Consider the following 17526-nt stretch of genomic DNA (forward strand, 5'->3'; position numbering starts at 1 on the left):
CGATGCGCACGACGAGCGCCGCACCCGCCGCCGCCACCGTCGGCATCGTCGGCGGCGGCCCGGCAGGACTGCTCCTGGCCCGGCTGCTGCACCGTTCCGGCATCGACAGCGTCGTCCTGGAGAGCCGCGACCGCGCCTACGTCGAGCAGCGGCAGCGGGCCGGAATCCTGGAGCAGGGCACCGCCGACACCCTGCGCGGCTGCGGCGCCGGGGAGCGCCTGGACCGGGAAGGCCTGGTCCACCACGGCATCCGGCTCCACTACGACCGGCGTTCCCACCGCGTCGACTTCCCCTCTCTGACCGGCGGCCGCAGCGTACTGGTCTACGCGCAGACCGAGGTGGTGAAGGACCTCATAGCGCTCCAGCTGTCCGGCGGCGGGCCGCTGCTGTTCGGGGCGCGGGCGCTCGCGGTCGAGGGCGCGGACACCGGCCGGCCCGTGATCCGCTACGCGCACCGGGGCCGGGAGCACACCCTCGCCTGCGACTACGTCGTCGGCTGCGACGGCTTCCACGGCATCACCCGCGACGCGGTGCCGGCGGCCGCGCGGCGCACGTACGAGCGCGGCTACCCGTACTCCTGGCTCGGCGTGCTCGCCGAAGCGCCACCGTCCTGCGACGAGTTGGTGTACGCCCACTCCGAACGCGGCTTCGCGCTGTTCAGCATGCGCTCGCCCACGGTCAGCCGGCTCTACCTCCAGGTGCCCAACGGAACCGACCCCGCCGACTGGCCGGACGACCGGATCTGGGACGAACTCGACGCCCGGTACGCCACCGAGGACGGCCGGCAGCCGGCGCGCGGCCCGATCACCGCCAAGTCCGTACTGCCGATGCGCAGTGTGGTCACCGAGCCCATGCGGTACGGGCGGGTGCTGCTCGCCGGGGACGCCGCGCACATCGTCCCGCCGACCGGCGCCAAGGGACTGAACCTCGCCGCCTCCGACGTCACCGAACTGGCCGGCGCCTTCGCCCACCTGAAGGGGACCGGCTCCACGCGGAAGCTGGACGCCTGGTCCGACAGCTGCCTGCGCCGGGTGTGGCGCGCCGAGCACTTCTCGTACTCCATGACGACGGCGCTGCACACCGAACCCGGCCAGAGTGCCTTCGACACCCGGCTGCAGATCGCCCGCCTGGACCGCCTGGCGGCCTCCCCGCACGCCGCCGCCGAGCTGGCCGAGAACTACACGGGCCTGCCGTGACTCACCGAGGCCGCCGCTCGCTGTCCTCGCCGGACTCCGCCGCCACGTCCTCGGCCACCTGCTTGAGCGTGTGCCCGCTCAGCGCCGAGCGCGCACGGCGGGGGTCGGGCGTGCCCCGGCCGCCCGCGTGCTCGTCGTCCGTCTTCACCAGCAGCCAGGATTCCCGCTCGTCGCTGCCGCGCCCGCCGCGGAACCGGGTGAGGGCATAACCGCCGTGCAGTTTCTTCCCTTCCATCCAGAACCGGGCATGGCCCTTTTCCAGGGATTCGGCGAACGGCACCGGGCGGCCCTTCTTGTCGTGTGACATCGGGCGGTAATGGCCCTGGTCCCACACGATGACCGTGCCGCCCCCGTATTCACCCGCCGGAATGACGCCTTCGAAATCCCGGTAGTCCAGCGGATGGTCCTCGGTGGGCATCGCCAGCCGTTTGTCCTTCGGGTCGGTGGACGGCCCCTTGGGCACGGACCACGACTTGAGCACCCCGTCGACCTCCAGCCGGAAGTCGAAGTGCATGGTGCTCGCGTCGTGGATCTGCACCACGAAGCGCGGCTTCCCCGAAGGGTCGGGAGCGGCACCGCCCTGCGGCTCCGACGTCTGGTCGAAGTGCCGCTTGGAGAGGTAGGTGCGCAGCGGCCCCTGGCTCATGGACGCCCCCGCCGTCAGCGGCCGAGCGCCTTGGCCAGCTGGTCCTTGTTCATGTTCGACCGGCCTTCCACGCCGCGCTGCTTGGCCTCGTTGTACAGCTGGTCGCGGGTGGGGCCCTTGGACCCGGTGCGGTTGCCGGAGCGCTGGCCGCCGCGCTCGGGCGCCGACTTGCGGTCCTTGGTCGACGACTTGCTGGCGGTCTTCGACTCGCCGGCGCGGGCGCGTTCCTTGTTCACGGTGCGGGCCGCGATCTCCTTGGCCCGGCCGGTGGACGTACCGCGCTTCTGGGCGCCTTCCTTGATGTGCTCGTACTGGCGCTCACGCTTGGCGTTCGATCCTGCGGGCATGATGTTCCTCCTTGTTCCGTTTCCGGCACTACGGATACCCGTGAATTCCGGAATGTAACGATCACGCGCGTCACTTACGGGCCCGCAGGCACCGGATGAATTCCTCCGCGTACGGCAGGGCGACGCACGCGCCCACCCCGGCCGCGATACCGGCGAGGTACTTCCCGGGCAGCGGGCGTTCCTTGGGCAGCAGTTTCCAGGCGTCGGGGCGCCGGCCGCCGTGTGCGAGGTCCCGTACGGACTCCCAGTGCAGGCAGGCGGTGAAGGCCACCGCCGCCAGCGGCAGCACTTCCAGGAAACTGTGGATGTGCTGCTCCACCGGGCGTACCTCGCGGTCCTCGGTGGCCACGGTCACGTCCCAGATCGCGGTGGCGCTGTGCGCGGCGGCGGCCCCGCCCATCATCGTCAGCACCAGCGGGTTGACCTTCGCGACCAGCCCGGCCAGCACCGGCACCCCGGCCTCGGCCATCATCACCGCGTGGATCGCGGATTCCTTCACGCCGGTGGTCTTCTCGATGTTCGTGCGCCGGTGCATCACCCAGTCGGCGACGGCCGGTACGAACCACATGGGCAGCACGCCGTACAGCAGGACGCGCTGGGCCGCGTTCTCCACGTCGTCGGCGCCGGGGGAGGGCCGCAGGGCCTTCCCCCGCCGCCAGTGCCGCCAGTCCTTCAGTGCCGTCAACCTGGCCACGGGGCCTCCTTGTGTCGGTCGGTCGGGTCGTCCGCCGCCCGGCCCGCGAGCGCGTCACGGGGCCGGGAGCGGCGGTCAGTCCTGGTTCTCCCCGCGGTGCTTGCCGCCCGGCAGGAACTCCTGGATCTTCGCCTTGACGCCCTGCTTGAGCACGCCGGCCGTCTCCGGGTCGCCCTTGAGGATGGCCGTGGCGGCCGCCTCGATCTGGTCCAGCGTGGCGTGCGGCGGGATCGGCGGCACGTTGGGGTCGGTACGGAAGTCGACGACGAACGGCCGGTCGGCGGCGAGCGCCTGCCGCCACGCGCTCTCCACCTCGTCGGGCCGCTCGACCCGGACGCCCGCCAGCCCGATCGAGCGGGCGAAGTCGGCGTACGGCACGTCCGGGATGCGCTGCGACTCCTCGAACTGCGGCGCCCCCGACATGGCCCGCATCTCCCACGTCACCTGGTTGAGGTCCTCGTTGTTCAGCACCGCGACGATCAGCCGCGGGTCGCTCCACTCCCGCCAGTACTTGGCCGCGGTGATCAGCTCCGCCATGCCGTTCATCTGCATCGCCCCGTCACCGACGATCGCCAGCGCGGGCCGCTCCGGGTGGGCGAACTTCGCGCCGATGACGTACGGCACGCCCGGGCCCATGGTGGCCAGCGTCCCGGACAGCGAGCCGCGCATCGAGCCGCGCAGCCGCAGGTGGCGCGCGTACCAGTTGGCCGCCGAGCCGGAGTCCGCCGCCAGGATCACGTCGTCGGGCAGCAGCGCGTCCAGCGCGTGCACCACGTACTCCGGGTTGACGGGATCGGCCTGCACGGCGGCGCGCCGCTCCATGACCGTCCACCAGCGCTCGACGTTCGACTCGATCTGTTCCCGCCACTTGCGTGCCTTCTTGCGCTTGAGCAGCGGCAGCAGCCGCTCCAGCGTCGCCGAGGCGTCCCCCACGAGATTGACCTCGAAGGGGTAGCGCAGCCCCACCATGAACGGGTCGATGTCGATCTGCACGGCGCGGGCCTGCCCGTACTCGGGCAGGAACTGGGAGTACGGGAAGCTGGAGCCGATCACCAGCAGCGTGTCGCACTCCTGCATCAGCTCGTAACTGGGCCGGGTGCCCAGCAGCCCGATGGCTCCGGTCACGTACGGCAGCTCGTCGGACAGCGCGTCCTTGCCCAGCAGCGCCTTGGCCACCCCGGCGCCGAGCAGTTCGGCGGTCTCCTCGACCCGCTCGCGGGCGCCCCTGGCGCCCTGCCCGACCAGGATGGCCACCTTCTCGCCCGCGTTGAGCACCTCGGCGGCGCGCCGCAGGTCCTCGTCGGCCGGCACCGGCGCGTACTGCGACACGCCCAGGCTGGACGGCACCATCTTGAACTCGTGGGTCGGCGCGCTGTACTCCAGCTCCTGCACGTCCCCGGGGATGATGACCGCGGTGACGGTGCGCTTGGCGTACGCGGTGCGCATCGCCCGGTCGATGACGTTCGGCAGCTGCTCGGGGACGGTCACCATCTCGCAGAATTCGGAAGCGACGTCCTTGTACAGGCTCATCAGGTCGACTTCCTGCTGGTAGGAGCCGCCCATCGCGCTGCGCGCGGTCTGGCCGACGATCGCCACCACCGGTACGTGGTCCAGCTTCGCGTCGTAGAGCCCGTTCAGCAGATGGATCGCGCCGGGCCCGGAGGTCGCCGCGCACACGCCCGCCTTGCCGGAGAACTTGGCGTACCCGACGGCCTCGAACGCGGCCATCTCCTCGTGCCGGGCCTGCACGAACTTCGGCCGGTTGGCCGCCCGGCCCCAGGCGGCGAGCAGGCCGTTGATGCCGTCCCCCGCGTAGGAGAAGACATGGTCGACGTCCCATTCGCGCAGGCGCTGGAGTACGTAGTCGGAGACTTTGGTGGACATGCGGTTCTTCCTCTCACGATCTCGGCGGCAGGTGGCCGACCGGTGTTCCGTGTGCCCGTCCAGGCCCCGCGGATGCACGGCGGGGCCGTACGGATTGCGGACGGGCGTACGGTCCGGGGCGGCCGGTCAGCGGCGCAGCCTGCGGACCAGGGCCGGCAGCCCGGCGCCCAGCGCGCCGCCGGCCGCCACGGCGGCGGCCGCGGTCACCAGGCGGCCGGTGCCGGCGGCGGGCGGCGCGGGCCGGTCCGCGGTCCGCTCCGGGTGGCCGGCGGGCAGCCGCCGGTCGAGCCCCAGGGCCAGGGCCTCGGCCAGGTGCACGGGACGCCGTCCGGTGCCGCCCTGCTCGATCTGCGTGCGGCAGCTGAAGCCGTCGGCCAGTACCAGCGCGCCGGGCGCCGTGTCCCGGACGGCGGGCAGCACGCCCTGTTCCGCGATGGCCGTCGACAGGCCGTGGTGTCCGCGCTCGAAGCCGAAGTTCCCGGCGAGCCCGCAGCACCCGGCGTCCAGCACGTCGGCGTCCACCCCGGCCCGGCGCATCAGCTCCCGGTCGGCGTCGAACGCGAGCACCGCGTGCTGGTGGCAGTGCGTCTGCACGGTCGCCGGCCGGTCCAGTGACGGTGGCCGCCAGCCCTCGGGCGCGTGGTTGACGAGCTGTTCGGAGAAGGTGCGGAACTGCCGCGCCAGCCGCTGCACGTCCTCGTCGTCCGGCATCAGCTCGGGCGCGTCGGCGCGGAAGACGGCGGTGCAGGACGGCTCCAGCCCGATGACGGGGGTGCCCGCCTCGATCCACGGCCGCAGCACGTCCAGGGTCCGCCGCAGCACCCGCCCGGCGGTGTCCAGCTGGCCGGTGGAGATCCACGTCAGCCCGCAGCACACCGCACGCTCCGGCACGGCCACCCGGAAGCCGGCGTCCTCCAGCACCCGCACCGCCGCCTTCGCGACGCCCGGGTGGAAGTACGTACTGAACGTGTCGGGCCACAGCACGACCGTGCGCGGGTCCGCCGGGTCCGGCTCGGGCGTGCCGCGCGCCCGCCACCACTGCACAAACGATTCGGGCGCGAAGACCGGCGCGTCCCGCTCGGCGGCCACCCCGGCCAGGCGCTTGCCGAGCCGGGCGAGACCCGGCGCGTTGAGCGCGGCGTTGACCAGCCCCGGCGCGAGCCGGGAGAGCCGGGCCCACAGCGGCAGCCAGCCCATCGAGTAGTGCGCGGCGGGCCGCAGCCGCCCCGCGTAGTGGTGGGAGAGGAACTCCGCCTTGTACGTCGCCATGTCGACACCGACCGGGCAGTCCGACTTGCAGCCCTTGCACGCCAGGCACAGATCCAGCGCGTCGCGCACCTCGGTGGAGCGCCAGCCGTCGGTGACCGGGGAGTCCGCGTGCCCGTCCAGCATCTCGAACAGCAGCCGGGCCCGGCCGCGGGTGGAGTGCTCCTCCTCACCCGTCGCCCGGTACGAGGGGCACATCACGCCCCCGGAACGCGTACGGCAGTTGCCCACCCCGACGCAGCGCATCACCGCCTGTGTGAAGCTGCGGTCGTCGTCGGGGTAGGAGAAGCGGGTCTCCAGGCTCCGCGGCCGCCACCGGGCGCCCAGGCGCAGGTGCTCGTCGACCGCCGCCGGGTGGACGACCTTGCCGGGATTCATCCGCTCGTCCGGGTCGAACAGCGCCTTGACCTCCTCGAACGCCGTCACCAGCCGCTCACCGAACATCCGCGGCAGCAGCTCGCCGCGGGCCTGCCCGTCACCGTGCTCGCCGGACAGCGATCCGCCGTAGGACGCGACCAGGTCGGCGGCGCGGAAGAGGAACGCGCGGAAGTCCGCGACGCCCTCGGCGCTCTTGAGGTCGAACGGGACGCGGGTGTGCACACAGCCCTGCCCGAAGTGCCCGTACAGCGCCGCGTGGTCGTACCCGAACTCGGCGAACAGCGTGCGCAGGTCCCGCAGGTAGTCGCCGAGCCGGTCCGGCGGCACCGCGGAGTCCTCCCAGCCCTCCCAGGTCTCCCGCCCGTCCGGCGGCCGGGCGGTCACGCCGAGCCCCGCCTCCCGCGCCTTGAGCATCTGCTGCTCGCGCACCGGGTCGTCGGAGAAGGCCACCGACGCGTCGTCCCGGGTCCGGCCGATTCCGTCCAGCATCTCCTGGCACTGCGCGTCCACCTCCTCCCGGCTGTCGCCGCTGAACTGCACCAGCAGCCAGCTGTCGCCTGCCGGGAAGCGCTCCAGCGAGTCCAGGTACGCGCCTTCCTCCCGCATCAGCTGCGCCATCCGGCCGTCAATGGCCTCCAACTGCGTCGGATCGCCGTGCTCCAGGAGTCGCGGCACGTCGTCGGCGGCCGTGCAGATGTCCGGATAGCCGAGGACGAGTATCGCCTCGTAGGGTCGTACGGGGACGAGTTCCAGCTCCGCGCGCAGGACGGTGACCAGCGTGCCTTCGCTGCCCACCAGCGCGCGGGCGAGGTTGAAGCCGTGCTCCGGCAGCAGCGCGTCCAGGTTGTAGCCGGAGACCCGCCGGGGGATGTCGGGAAAGCCGCGCCGGACGTCGGCCATGTAGCGCGTGGCGATGCTCCGCAGTCCCTCGTACAGCTGCCCCTTGCGCCCGCCCCCGGCGACCGCCTCCTCGTACGCGTCCTCGGACGTCGGCCCGACCCAGCAGCGCAGCCCGTCGTACGTCAGGATCTCCAGCCGCCGGACGTTGTCCGCGGTCTTCCCGTACGCCTGGGCGGACGCGCCGCACGAATTGTTGCCGATCATGCCGCCCAGCGCGCAGTGGCTGTGCGTCGACGGCTTGGGCCCGAACTTCAGCCCGTGCGGGGCCAGCAAGCGGTTCAGCTCGTCCAGGACGATGCCGGGCTCCACCACACACGTACGGCGGTCGGGGTCCACGGACACCAACGCGTTGCAGTACTTGGTCCAGTCGATGACCACGGCGGTGTTGGCGCACTGGCCGCCCAGGCTCGTCCCGCCGCCCCGGGACAGCACCGGCGCGCCGAACTCGGCGCACACCGCGACGGCCGCCGCGCCCGCGTCGGTGCTGTGCGGCACGACCACGCCGATCGGCACCTGCCGGTAGTTCGACCCGTCCGTGGCGTACGCGCCCCGGCTTCCCGCGTCGAACCGCACCTCGCCGTCCACGCGTTCGCGCAGCGCCGCCGCCAGCTCCGCGGTACGCGCCTCCGGCCACCGTGCCGGGGAGCGCCCGCCGCCGTCCGTCCCCGCCGTCATCGCCGCTCCGGCGCCGCGAGCAGGCTGCCGTCCAGCCGCTCCGCCAGGTCCGCCGGGCCGTCGTACACCTCGTGCGCGCCGGCCTCCCGCAGGTCACGCTCCGGATAGCCGCCGCTGAGCACCGCCAGGCACGGCACCCCGGCCCGGTGGCTCGCCCGGACGTCCCAGACGGTGTCACCGACGAAGACGGCCGCCTCGGCGGCGACCCCGCCGTGCCGGAGGGCGGCCTCCACCAGGTCGGGCGCGGGCTTGCTCGCCGACACGTCGTCGGAGCTGGTGACCGCGGTGATCACGTCCTCCGCGTCCAGCGCCCGGCGCATCGCCGCCAGCTCGGGGCCGTGCGCCGAACTCGCCAGCACCACCGTCCAGCCGCGTTTCGCGCACGCCCGCAGCAGCTCGGCCGCGCCGTCGAGCGGGGCCAGCCGCTCCCAGTACTCCGCGAAGAGCGTGCCGTGCGCCGTGCGGATCGTCTCGTCCTCCCCGCGGTCCCGGTCGCCGCTGAGCAGGTGGTCCAGCAAATGGTCGGAGCCCATGCCGATGGCCCGGTGGATCTCCGCCATGGCCACCCGGTGGCCGGACTGCCGGAACGCCTCCCACCAGGTGACGGCGTGCAGATAGGTGCTGTCGACCAGCGTTCCGTCGACGTCGAAGAGTGCGGCTCCGCGTGCGCTCACCGTGTTTCCTTCCGCGAGGGCCGCTCCCGTACGGAGCCGGCCGTCCTGCCCTGTCGCCCGCCGGGCCCGGCCCGGCTATCCGCGGGCGGGCGGCGCTGCCCGTCCACGCTGGTTGAAGCGTCCGGCGGCCCGGTCGTTGAGGGCGCTGAGCACCTTGCGCACCCGCGAGCCCGCCGCCCGGCCGCCTTCCTGTACCGCGACGCCCTCGGTCACGCCCGGCTCGCCGACGGCGTCCCGCGGCAGCACCCGCGCGAGGACCGACGAGAGCCGGGTGGTGGTCGCGGGCGCCAGCCCGTGCGCCTTGTCCGCCAGGCGGGCGGCGGGCGTCAGGACGATGCGGGGGCGGCGCCGCTGCACCCCCGTGACGATGCGTTCCGCGGCGCGTTCGGCGTTCATCGACAGCACGGGCGTGCCCGCCAGCGCCGAGAACCAGGCGAACTCGCGCGGCGCGTCCCCGCCGAATTGCGCGTGCAGATGGGACCCGGTGCGCATCAGGCCCGGGTGCACCGCCGTCACCGTCACCCCGTAGGCGCCCTCCTCCGCGTGCAGCCCCTCGGCCAGCGCGCCCACGGCGGACTTCGCGCAGGAGTACGGCAGCAGGTGCGGCACGGCCAGCAGACCGCCGACCGAACCGATCAGCGCGAGCCGCCCGCCGGACGGGCTGCGCCGCAGATGGGGGAGGGTCGCCAGGGCCGTGTTGAGGGCGCCGTCGAAGATCGATCGCATGGCGTCGTGGAACGCCTCGGGGCCCAGCGAGGCCGACGGGCCCACCTGGATGACGCCGGCGTTGCCGATGACGATGTCCAGCCCGCCCTCGCGCGCCGCGACGTCCGCGACGGCGGCCTCGACCGCCGCCCGGTCCCGTACGTCGCACACCACCGTGCCGGCCGGCGGGCCCCCGGGGCGCCGCAGCGACCGGGCCGCCTCGGCCAGTTCCTCCGCGTCGCGGGCCAGCACCGTCACCCGGCAGCCCCGCGCCACGAGCTGACGCGCCATCAGCAGGCCCAGCCCGCGCGACCCCCCGGTCACCAGGGCGGACAGCCCCGCGATCGGCGGCGCGGATGTGAGACGCGGCATGCCGGCTCCCTTCACTTCGGTTCCCTCGTCCACCGGCGCGCCGCCGGGCGCCCCGTCACGGGGTGAACAGCACCTTGATCGCGCCGTCCGTCTTCTTCTGGAACATCTCGTACGCCTCGGGCGCCTTGTCGAGCGGCAGCCGGTGCGTGGCGAAGTCGTCCACGCCCAGCGGGTCGTCGTCGGTGAGCAGCGGGAGGATGGCGTCGGCCCAGCGGCGGACGTTGGCCTGGCCCATCCGGAACGTGAGCTGCTTGTCGAACATCACCAGCATCGGCATCGGGTCCGTCATGCCGCCGTACACGCCGCTGATGGAGATCGTGCCGCCGCGGCGCGCCAGGGAGATGGCCAGATGCAGCGCGCTCAGCCGGTCGACGCCGGCCTTGCTCATCAGCTTCTCGGCCCAGCGCGACGGCATCAGCCCGGCGGCCTGCTGCGCGAGGCGCACGGCCGGGCTGCCGTGCGCCTCGGTGCCCACCGCGTCGATGACGGAGTCCGGGCCGCGGCCCCCGGTGTGGTCCTTGACGGCGGTGAGCAGCTCGTCCTCGCTGTCGAAGCCGTCCAGGTCCAGGACGGTGGCCCCGTCCCGGCGCGCCCGCGCCAGCCGCTCGGGCACGTGGTCGATGCCGATCACCTGCCCGGCGCCCAGGTGCCGGGCGATCCGGCAGGCCATCGCGCCGATCGGCCCGAGCCCCAGGACGGCGACGCTGCCGCCCTCGGGCACGTTCGCGTACTGCACGGCCTGCCAGGCGGTGGGCAGCACGTCCGACAGGTAGACGAAGCGGTCGTCGGCCGGCCCGTGCGGGACCTTGATCGGCCCGTACTGGGCCTGCGGCACGCGCAGGTACTCGGCCTGCGCGCCGGGCACCCGGCCGTAGAGCTTGGTGTAGCCGAACAGCGGCGCGCCCATGCCCTGCTCGCGGACCTGCGTGGTCTCGCACTGCGTCTGCAGGCCGTCACCGCACATCCGGCAGGTGCCGCAGGCGATCTGGAACGGGATCACCACCCGGTCGCCGGGGCTCAGGCCCGGCACGTCGGAGCCGGTCTCCTCGACGATGCCCATCGGCTCGTGCCCGAGGATGTCGCCGGGCGTCATGAAGGGTGTCAGGACCTCGTACAGGTGCAGGTCCGAGCCGCACAGCCCGCTGGACGTGATCCGCACGATCGCGTCGGTCGGCTTCTCGATCTTCGGATCGGGGACGTGCTCCACACGGACGTCACGCTTGCCGTGCCAGACCGTCGCTCGCATCGCGGATCTCCTCTCCCTTCCGGGCGGCGGCCGCCCGCCGCCCGGACGCGGCGGCAGGGCCCTGGGCAAGGCCGACCGGCCATACCGACCCAAAAGCCGCTTCGAAGTCTAAAGCGGTGTTCTTTGCCGTGGCAGCTCCAGTACCCGCATCGCCCGGCCCGAATCGTCTCCCGCACGCCGGGACGGCGGGTTTCCCCGGCCGGGAAAGCGGTTACCCGCCGCAGCACCCAAGGGGGCGACCCTCAGCCACCCCACCCGGCCCCGCAGCGGGCCGTCGAGACCGCACGGAGCCCCGATGACCGACTACGGATACTTCCTCTCCTGCGAGGAGCACCGTCCCGCCGAGCTGGTCGAGCAGGCCCGCATGGCCGAACAGGCCGGCTTCACCAAGCTGTGGATCTCCGACCACTTCCACCCGTGGAACGACGAGCAGGGCCAGAGCCCGTTCGTGTGGTCGGTGATCGGGGCCCTCTCCCAGGTCACCTCGCTGCCGGTGGAGACCGCGGTGACCTGCCCCATCATGCGGCTGCACCCGGTCGTGACGGCCCAGGCCGCCGCCACCAGCGGAGTGCTCCTGGACGGTCGCTTCCGGCTCGGCGTGGGCAGCGGAGAGGCCCTCAACGAACACGTGCTGGGCGGTTACTGGCCGCAGACCTCGGTGCGTCTGGAGATGCTGGAGGAAGCGGTCCAGGTGATGCGGCAGCTCTTCGAGGGCGGCGAGGTCAGCCACCACGGCAAGCACTACACCGTGGAGAACGCCCGGCTCTACACCGTGCCCGACGAGCCGGTGCCGATCGACGTGTCCGCGTTCGGCCCCAACGCCACCGAACTGGCCGCCCGCGTCGGCGACGGCTTCGTGACCATGTCACCGGACGCCGACGCCGTCGAACGCTTCCGGCGGGGCGGCGGCGGCAACAAGCCCGTACAGGGCGGCCTGAAGGTCTGCTACGGACCGGACCGCGACGAGGCGCTCGCCACCGCGCACCGCCTGTGGGCCAACGAGCAGCTCCCCGGCGAACTGCCGCAGGTCCTCCCCACCCCGCGCCACTTCGAGCAGGCGTCGCAGCTGGTCACCCCCGAGCGGGTCGCGGAGGCCGTCACCTGCGGCGACGACGTGGACGCCCATGTCGCGGCGGTGCACGCCTACGCCGAGGCGGGCTTCGACACCGTCTACGTCAACCAGATCGGCCCGGACCAGCGGGGCTTCTTCGACTTCTACCGCACCAAGGTGCTGCCCCAGCTCGGGGACTGAGCACCCGTAGGGCGCGCCGGCTCACAGCGCCTCGCCGGGCACCGGCACCACACCGGCCGGCGCCGCACAGCCGAAGAACTTGCCCGTCGCGGCCGGCGTGCCCGGCCAGGAACGGGCCAACTCCAGCACGCGGCGCGGCTGCCGTCGCCAGTTGAGCGCGCACACCGCGACGCCGCGCCGCTGCCCGTAGGCGTCCAGCCGGCGCAGGAAGTGCAGGCCGGCCGCGTCCATGAACGTGACGCCCGCCATTTCGAGCACCACGCTCCCGAGGCCGGGCGGCAGCGCTTCGACGGCCTCGTCGAGGACCGGGACGGTGCCGTAGTCGATCTCTCCCCGAACGGTCAGGACGGCGGAGGAGCCGAACAGCCGGGTACGGACCCCGAGGGCGTCCGGACCGGCCAGGGGAGACCGGTCTGTCTGTAAGGACATGGCCCCCATCGTGGCAGGACTCAAACCCCCTGTCCACGCCCACTTGGCGCCGCCGCGCCGGCTCCGGGCGCCGCCCCCGGCGGCGCGAAAATACGGTGGCGCGGGATTTCGCGGCCGGGCTAGGGTGAACACGTTCCTCGCGGTGGCCGCCGGCCGCCGCGTCCGGCCGTGCGAGAACCAGGAGGTGTGACCCGATGGCTGTCTTTGCGATGGGCGCTGCCCGCATCCAGAAGACCATCAGTTCCGCTTCCGTGGTCTCCGGCTGACCTCACCTCACTTCTTCCCGCGCGCTGGGCGCGTGGGGCCGGGACCACCCTTGTGAAGGGTTTCCCTTGCATTCGTCTTCCGCTTCATCCGCTTCGCCGTGCCCGCTGACCGCCTACGGCTGGGACGACGGATTCGCGGAGAGTTTCCTCCCCCACGCCGGGCGGGGCTTCCTGCCCGGCCGGATCGTCCGTGTGGACCGGGGGCGCGTGGACGCCGTGGTCCCCGAAGGTGACGGCGTACGGACCGTGCTGGCGGACACCGCGCTGGTGGCCACCGGCGATCCCCTGCGGGTGCCGTGCACCGGCGACTGGGCGGTGATCGACCTCGGCGAGGTCGGCACGGGCCGGGACGCCGCCGTGCGGGCGCTGCTGCCGCGGCGCACCGCGTTCACGCGGTCGGCCTCGTCCAAGCGGTCCGAGGGCCAGGTACTGGCGGCGAACGTGGACCACGCCGTGATCGCGGTCTCGCTCGCCGTGGAGCTGGACCTCGGACGTGTCGAACGCTTCGTCTCCCTGGCCTGGGAGAGCGGGGCACAGCCGCTGCTCGTACTGACCAAGGCCGACCTCGGCGGCGGTCCGGACGCGGTGGCGCACCTGCTCGCGGACGCGCAGACCGCCACACCGGGGGTGCGGGTGCTGGCGGTCAGCGCGGCCACCGGGGAGGGGCTGGACGCGCTCGCCGCGGTGCTCGCGAGCGGTACGTCCGTGCTGCTCGGGCAGTCCGGCGCGGGCAAGTCGACGCTGGCCAACGCGCTGCTGGGCGAGGACGTACAGGGCGTACGGGCCGCCAGGGACCGCGATGGCAAGGGCCGGCACACCACGACCACCCGGGACCTGCTGGTGCTGCCCGGTGGCGGGGTGGTCATCGACACCCCCGGGCTGCGGGGCGTCGGCATGTGGGACGCCGACGCCGGGCTGGCGCGTACCTTCTCGGACATCGAGGAACTGGCCGCGGAGTGCCGCTTCCACGACTGCGGGCACCACACGGAGCCCGGGTGCGCCGTGCTGGCCGCCATCGTCCGCGGAGACCTTCCGCAGCGGCGGCTGGAGAGCTACCGCAAGCTGCTGCGCGAAAACGAGTGGATCGTGGCGAAGACCGACGCCCGGCTGCGGGCGGAGATCCGCAAGGACTGGAAGCAGAAGAAGGCGCTGGGCCGGCACATGGTGGAGAGGAAGCGGGGGATCCGGGGCTGAGCGGCGCTCCACGCAAGGGGCGGGGCCGCCCGGCGCCCCGCCCCTCGGCCGCTCCGAACGCCGCGTCCGATATCCGCCGGTGGCAGGTCGCCCGGTGGCGCACACTGGGCGTGTGATGGACGACGAGACCAGGTACGAGGCGGTGACCAGCCGTGACGCGCGCTTCGACGGCGAGTTCTTCTTCGCCGTCGTGACGACCGGGATCTACTGCCGGCCGAGCTGCCCGGCCGTCACCCCGAAGCGCGCGAACGTACGGTTCTACGCCTCCGCCGCGGCCGCGCAGGGCGCCGGCTTCCGGGCCTGCCGCCGCTGCCGCCCGGACGCCGTGCCCGGCTCGGCCGAGTGGAACGTGCGCGCCGACCTGGTCGGCCGCGCCGTGCGTTTCATCGGCGACGGCGTGATCGACCGGGAGGGCGTCGCCGGCCTCGCGCGACGGCTGGGCTACAGCGCGCGGCAGGTGCAGCGGCAGCTCACGGCCGAGCTGGGCGCCGGCCCGGTGGCCCTGGCGCGGGCCCGCCGCGCGCACACCGCGCGGCTGTTGCTCCAGACCACCGGCCTGCCGGTCACCGACCTGGCCTTCGCCTCCGGGTTCGCCAGCATCCGCCAGTTCAACGACACGATGCGGGAGATCTACGCCAGTACGCCGAGCGAGCTGCGCGCGGCGGCGGGGGCCCGCGACAAGGCGGCTGCGGCTCCGTCCGGCGCCGCGCGGCACGGCACGCCCGCCGGGGTCCCGCTGCGGCTGGCCTACCGGGGCCCGTACGCGGCGGCCGAGATCTTCGACTTCCTCCAGGAGCGCGCGGTGCCCGGCGTCGAGGAGATACGCGGCGCGCGGGGCGCCCGCACGTACCGCCGGACGCTGCGCCTGGCACACGGCAGCGGCGTCGCCGAGGTCGACGAGCACGCCGGGGCGCGGCAGCCGCGCCGCCCGCGCGCCGGGCTCGTGTGCCCGGCCGCCAGGGGCGCGGACGGCGGCTGGCTGGAGTGCCGGCTGCACCTGGCCGACCTGCGGGACCTGTCCACCGCCGTGCAGCGGACGCGCCGCCTGTTCGACCTGGACGCCGACCCGTTCGCCGTCGCCGAGCGGCTGGGCGCGGACCCGCGGCTCGGGCCGCTGGTCGCGGCACGCGCCGGCCTGCGCTCGCCGGGTGCGGCGGACCCCGGGGAACTGGCCGTGCGGGTCGTCCTCGGCGGGCCGCCGGAGCGCGCCGCCGAGCTGGTACGGGCGTACGGGAAGCCGCTGGACGCGGCGGACGGCACGCTGACCCACCTCTTCCCCGAGCCCGCGGCGCTGGCCGGCGACGGGGTGCCGGACGCGGTGCGCGCGCTGTGTGCCGCGCTCGCCGACGGCGCCGTCCTCCTGGACGCGGGCGCGGACCGGGACGCGGCCGAACACGCGCTGAGCGCGCTGCCGGGGGTGGGCCCGGCAGCCGCCGCGTACATCCGGATGCGGGCGCTGGGGGACCCGGACGTGGGCCCGGCGGCGGACGGCGGCCGGGAAGCGGCGTCCTGGGACGCCTGGCGGCCGTGGCGGTCGTACGCGTTCCACCACCTGCGCCTCGCGGCGGGCGCCCGCCCTCACGAAGACCAGCCCGCGGCGGCCACACCCGCCCAGGAGCCGGCCGCCAGCAGGCAGGCGGACAGTTCGGCCAGCACGCTGAGCCCGACGGACCGCATGACGGTGCGGGTGGCGGCCCACGCGTCGCCGTGGCTGCCCAGCCGCGTCCGCTCCAGCAGGTAGAGCCCGCCGACCGAGCCCAGCACGGCCCCCACGACCGGAATCACGAAGAACCCGGCGATGCCCGCGACGCCCGACAGGAACAGCGTGCGGTACGGGGCGCCGGCGGCCCGCGGATCACGGGGCGGCAGCAGCCAGGTGACGACCTGGCTCAGGAGCAGGACGGCGGTGGTGCCGATGAGGACGTACCAGGCCGGGCCGGTCCGCTCGGTCATCGACCACCACAGCACGCCCGCCCACACGATCGCCGGCCCCGGCACTCCCGGGACCAGCACGCCGAGCAGGCCGAGCAGCAAGACGAGGCCGACCGCGAGCAACTGCCACACGCCCATGGCCCCAGCGTGCCGGAAGCGGCACCGGCGCGCCCCTTGGCGCGTACCGGCCGGGCGGCCCGCCGGTACGCTCCCGCGCCCTGTTTCCCGGCCGTCCGCCGATGGACAATACGCCCCATGGACCCACTGGGGGATCGGCGTGGCCATGAGGACGACTGGTGGCGGCAGTTGTACGAGGGCGACGGAGCGGCGGTGCGGGACACCGGGCCCGCGGCGGCCCCGGACTCGCTCGACGACCGGGTGGCCTCCGCCTTCCGCGCGGTGGGCCCCGTGCCTTCGGACCCGGACCGGTGGCCGCCGCCCGGTCCGGAGCCCGACCCCGAGCCGATGGAACTGCCCACCGCCGATCCGGCCGCGCTCGACGGCCTCGTCACCGACACGGAGCTGGACGGCGCCGGCTACGGCGTCCTGACCCTGCGTGCCGCCTCGCTGCGCGGCGAGACCGCCCGCCGGCGGGCCGAGCCGCGCGGGGACGCCCTGCTCACCGCACGGTTCGGGGCCGGGCGGCACGCGTTGGTCCTGGTCGCGGTGGCCACCGGCGCCCGCGAAGCGGACGGTACGCCCACGGGCGCGGGCGCCGCCCACCGTGCCGCCCGCGACGCCTGTCACCGGATCGGCGGTGCGGTGGGCCGCAGTTACCCCCGGCTGGCCGAGGACGTGCGCACGGGCAACCGCGGCGCGCTCAAATCGGGCCTGCAACGCCTCACCGACCGCAGCTACGGCAAGCTCCGCGCATGCGCGGGCGAGCACGGCCCGGAGGCCGGCGAGTACACGGCCGCGCTGCGCTGCCTGCTGCTGCCCGCCGACCCCGCCTGCCGTACGCGCGTGTTCTTCGGCGTCGGCGCGGGCGGGCTGTTCCGGCTGCGCAACGGCGTCTGGCAGGACCTGGAGCCCGCACCGCCCGCGGAGGACACATCGGGCGGCCCGGTCGTCGGATTCGGTGCCGGGGCACCGGACGGCGGGGCCGGCGGGAGCCTGTACCCGGCCGAGCCGCGCACGTGGCCGGAGCCGTTCCGCTTCCGGGCCTCCGTCGCCCGGCCCGGCGACACGCTGCTGCTGTGCAGCGCCGGGCTCGCCGAGCCGCTGACCGGCGCCGCCGGGTTCGCGGGGCGGCTGGCGAAGCGCTGGGCGGACGCCGGACCGCCGGGATTCGCGGAGTTCCTGGGCGACGTCCGGCTGGGCGCGGAGGGCTACGGGCGGGACCGTACGGCCGTGGCGGTGTGGGAGGGCCGCGACGCGGCGGAGGGGGCGGAGCGGCAGGCGTAGTCCGGCCGGACACGGGCCCGCGGGAGTGGTAGAACCGGAAGGAATGCCACAAAGCGGGCCGGTCTG

The 17526-nt window shown here is 74.1% G+C and carries 14 protein-coding genes and 1 pseudogene; 5 read left to right on the plus strand and 10 right to left on the minus strand.

Translation table 11 applies throughout. The annotated features are described in order from the left end of the window. Positions 1 to 2 precede the first annotated feature (2 nt). Positions 3 to 1196: a 4-hydroxybenzoate 3-monooxygenase gene (locus ACH4K4_RS27385; RefSeq protein WP_398170870.1), complete on the plus strand. Its 1194-nt coding sequence runs from the start codon at positions 3 to 5 to the stop codon at positions 1194 to 1196. A gap of 1 nt (position 1197) precedes the next feature. Here the strand turns inward: ACH4K4_RS27385 and ACH4K4_RS27390 are convergent, their stop codons facing one another. From ACH4K4_RS27390 to ACH4K4_RS27425, 8 genes are all read right to left on the minus strand, one after another. After that, entirely contained in the window at positions 1198 to 1842 is a 645-nt protein-coding gene (locus ACH4K4_RS27390) for a DNA polymerase ligase N-terminal domain-containing protein (protein WP_398170872.1), read from the minus strand. 14 nt (positions 1843 to 1856) lie between these two features. Beyond that, positions 1857 to 2189, minus strand: coding sequence for a plasmid stabilization protein (locus tag ACH4K4_RS27395; protein ID WP_398170874.1), 333 nt, complete (start codon positions 2187 to 2189; stop codon positions 1857 to 1859). A gap of 70 nt (positions 2190 to 2259) precedes the next feature. Next, positions 2260 to 2883 carry a diguanylate cyclase gene (locus ACH4K4_RS27400; RefSeq protein WP_398170876.1) on the minus strand — a complete coding sequence of 208 codons (624 nt, stop codon included), beginning with the start codon at positions 2881 to 2883 and terminating at the stop codon, positions 2260 to 2262. A 75-nt stretch (positions 2884 to 2958) separates the two neighbouring features. Beyond that, a complete protein-coding gene (locus tag ACH4K4_RS27405) occupies positions 2959 to 4767 on the minus strand; it encodes a thiamine pyrophosphate-requiring protein (protein ID WP_398170878.1) in 1809 nt (602 codons plus the stop codon). Positions 4768 to 4893: 126 nt separating this feature from the next. Next, a complete protein-coding gene (locus ACH4K4_RS27410; RefSeq protein ID WP_398170880.1) occupies positions 4894 to 7986 on the minus strand; it encodes an FAD-linked oxidase C-terminal domain-containing protein in 3093 nt (1030 codons plus the stop codon). Then, positions 7983 to 8660: an HAD family hydrolase gene (locus tag ACH4K4_RS27415; RefSeq protein ID WP_398170882.1), complete on the minus strand. Its 678-nt coding sequence runs from the start codon at positions 8658 to 8660 to the stop codon at positions 7983 to 7985. Before ACH4K4_RS27415 ends, ACH4K4_RS27410 begins: the two co-directional genes overlap by 4 nt. Before the next feature lie 75 nt (positions 8661 to 8735). After that, complete coding sequence (locus ACH4K4_RS27420) at positions 8736 to 9737, minus strand: SDR family NAD(P)-dependent oxidoreductase (protein WP_398170884.1); 1002 nt, start codon at positions 9735 to 9737, stop codon at positions 8736 to 8738. A 55-nt stretch (positions 9738 to 9792) separates the two neighbouring features. Further along, on the minus strand, positions 9793 to 10983 hold the full coding sequence (locus tag ACH4K4_RS27425; protein WP_398170886.1) for a zinc-dependent alcohol dehydrogenase: 1191 nt from the start codon (positions 10981 to 10983) through the stop codon (positions 9793 to 9795). Between the two features lie 295 nt (positions 10984 to 11278). On the opposite strand from ACH4K4_RS27425, the gene ACH4K4_RS27430 reads away from it, so the two are divergent. Continuing rightward, positions 11279 to 12235 carry an LLM class F420-dependent oxidoreductase gene (locus ACH4K4_RS27430; protein WP_398170888.1) on the plus strand — a complete coding sequence of 319 codons (957 nt, stop codon included), beginning with the start codon at positions 11279 to 11281 and terminating at the stop codon, positions 12233 to 12235. 21 nt (positions 12236 to 12256) lie between these two features. On the opposite strand, the gene ACH4K4_RS27435 is transcribed toward ACH4K4_RS27430, so the two are convergent. Beyond that, positions 12257 to 12664 (minus strand): STAS domain-containing protein, encoded by a 408-nt coding sequence (locus tag ACH4K4_RS27435; protein ID WP_398170890.1) that lies wholly within the window; start codon positions 12662 to 12664, stop codon positions 12257 to 12259. A gap of 332 nt (positions 12665 to 12996) precedes the next feature. Here ACH4K4_RS27435 and rsgA point away from each other — a divergent pair, with 332 nt between their 5' ends. Further along, positions 12997 to 14124, plus strand: coding sequence for a ribosome small subunit-dependent GTPase A (gene rsgA, locus ACH4K4_RS27440; protein WP_398170892.1), 1128 nt, complete (start codon positions 12997 to 12999; stop codon positions 14122 to 14124). Positions 14125 to 14239: 115 nt separating this feature from the next. Further along, the gene (locus ACH4K4_RS27445) at positions 14240 to 15865 is read left to right on the plus strand and encodes an AlkA N-terminal domain-containing protein (protein ID WP_398170893.1); all 1626 of its coding nucleotides are present in this window, start codon (positions 14240 to 14242) and stop codon (positions 15863 to 15865) included. Here ACH4K4_RS27445 and ACH4K4_RS27450 read toward each other — a convergent pair. Next, a pseudogene (locus ACH4K4_RS27450) lies at positions 15793 to 16341 on the minus strand (DUF456 domain-containing protein); the annotation flags it as partial. The gene ACH4K4_RS27445 and the pseudogene ACH4K4_RS27450 sit on opposite strands and share 73 nt — an antisense overlap. Here ACH4K4_RS27450 and ACH4K4_RS27455 point away from each other — a divergent pair. Continuing rightward, positions 16312 to 17460: a protein phosphatase 2C domain-containing protein gene (locus ACH4K4_RS27455; protein ID WP_398170895.1), complete on the plus strand. Its 1149-nt coding sequence runs from the start codon at positions 16312 to 16314 to the stop codon at positions 17458 to 17460. The pseudogene ACH4K4_RS27450 and the gene ACH4K4_RS27455 sit on opposite strands and share 30 nt — an antisense overlap. Positions 17461 to 17526: the final 66 nt, after the last annotated feature.

Source organism: Streptomyces sp. NPDC017529 (assembly GCF_044329785.1).
Classification (GTDB): domain Bacteria; phylum Actinomycetota; class Actinomycetes; order Streptomycetales; family Streptomycetaceae; genus Streptomyces.

What these genes read in the sequence shown, in the direction of transcription:
- ACH4K4_RS27385 (WP_398170870.1), top strand. Translation starts at nt 3, where the DNA reads ATGCGCACGACGAGCGCCGCACCCGCCGCCGCCACCGTCGGCATCGTC.
- ACH4K4_RS27390 (WP_398170872.1), bottom strand. Translation starts at nt 1,842, where the DNA reads ATGAGCCAGGGGCCGCTGCGCACCTACCTCTCCAAGCGGCACTTCGAC.
- ACH4K4_RS27395 (WP_398170874.1), bottom strand. Translation starts at nt 2,189, where the DNA reads ATGCCCGCAGGATCGAACGCCAAGCGTGAGCGCCAGTACGAGCACATC.
- ACH4K4_RS27405 (WP_398170878.1), bottom strand. Translation starts at nt 4,767, where the DNA reads ATGTCCACCAAAGTCTCCGACTACGTACTCCAGCGCCTGCGCGAATGG.
- ACH4K4_RS27410 (WP_398170880.1), bottom strand. Translation starts at nt 7,986, where the DNA reads ATGACGGCGGGGACGGACGGCGGCGGGCGCTCCCCGGCACGGTGGCCG.
- ACH4K4_RS27420 (WP_398170884.1), bottom strand. Translation starts at nt 9,737, where the DNA reads ATGCCGCGTCTCACATCCGCGCCGCCGATCGCGGGGCTGTCCGCCCTG.
- ACH4K4_RS27425 (WP_398170886.1), bottom strand. Translation starts at nt 10,983, where the DNA reads ATGCGAGCGACGGTCTGGCACGGCAAGCGTGACGTCCGTGTGGAGCAC.
- ACH4K4_RS27430 (WP_398170888.1), top strand. Translation starts at nt 11,279, where the DNA reads ATGACCGACTACGGATACTTCCTCTCCTGCGAGGAGCACCGTCCCGCC.
- ACH4K4_RS27435 (WP_398170890.1), bottom strand. Translation starts at nt 12,664, where the DNA reads ATGTCCTTACAGACAGACCGGTCTCCCCTGGCCGGTCCGGACGCCCTC.
- ACH4K4_RS27445 (WP_398170893.1), top strand. Translation starts at nt 14,240, where the DNA reads ATGGACGACGAGACCAGGTACGAGGCGGTGACCAGCCGTGACGCGCGC.
- ACH4K4_RS27455 (WP_398170895.1), top strand. Translation starts at nt 16,312, where the DNA reads ATGGACCCACTGGGGGATCGGCGTGGCCATGAGGACGACTGGTGGCGG.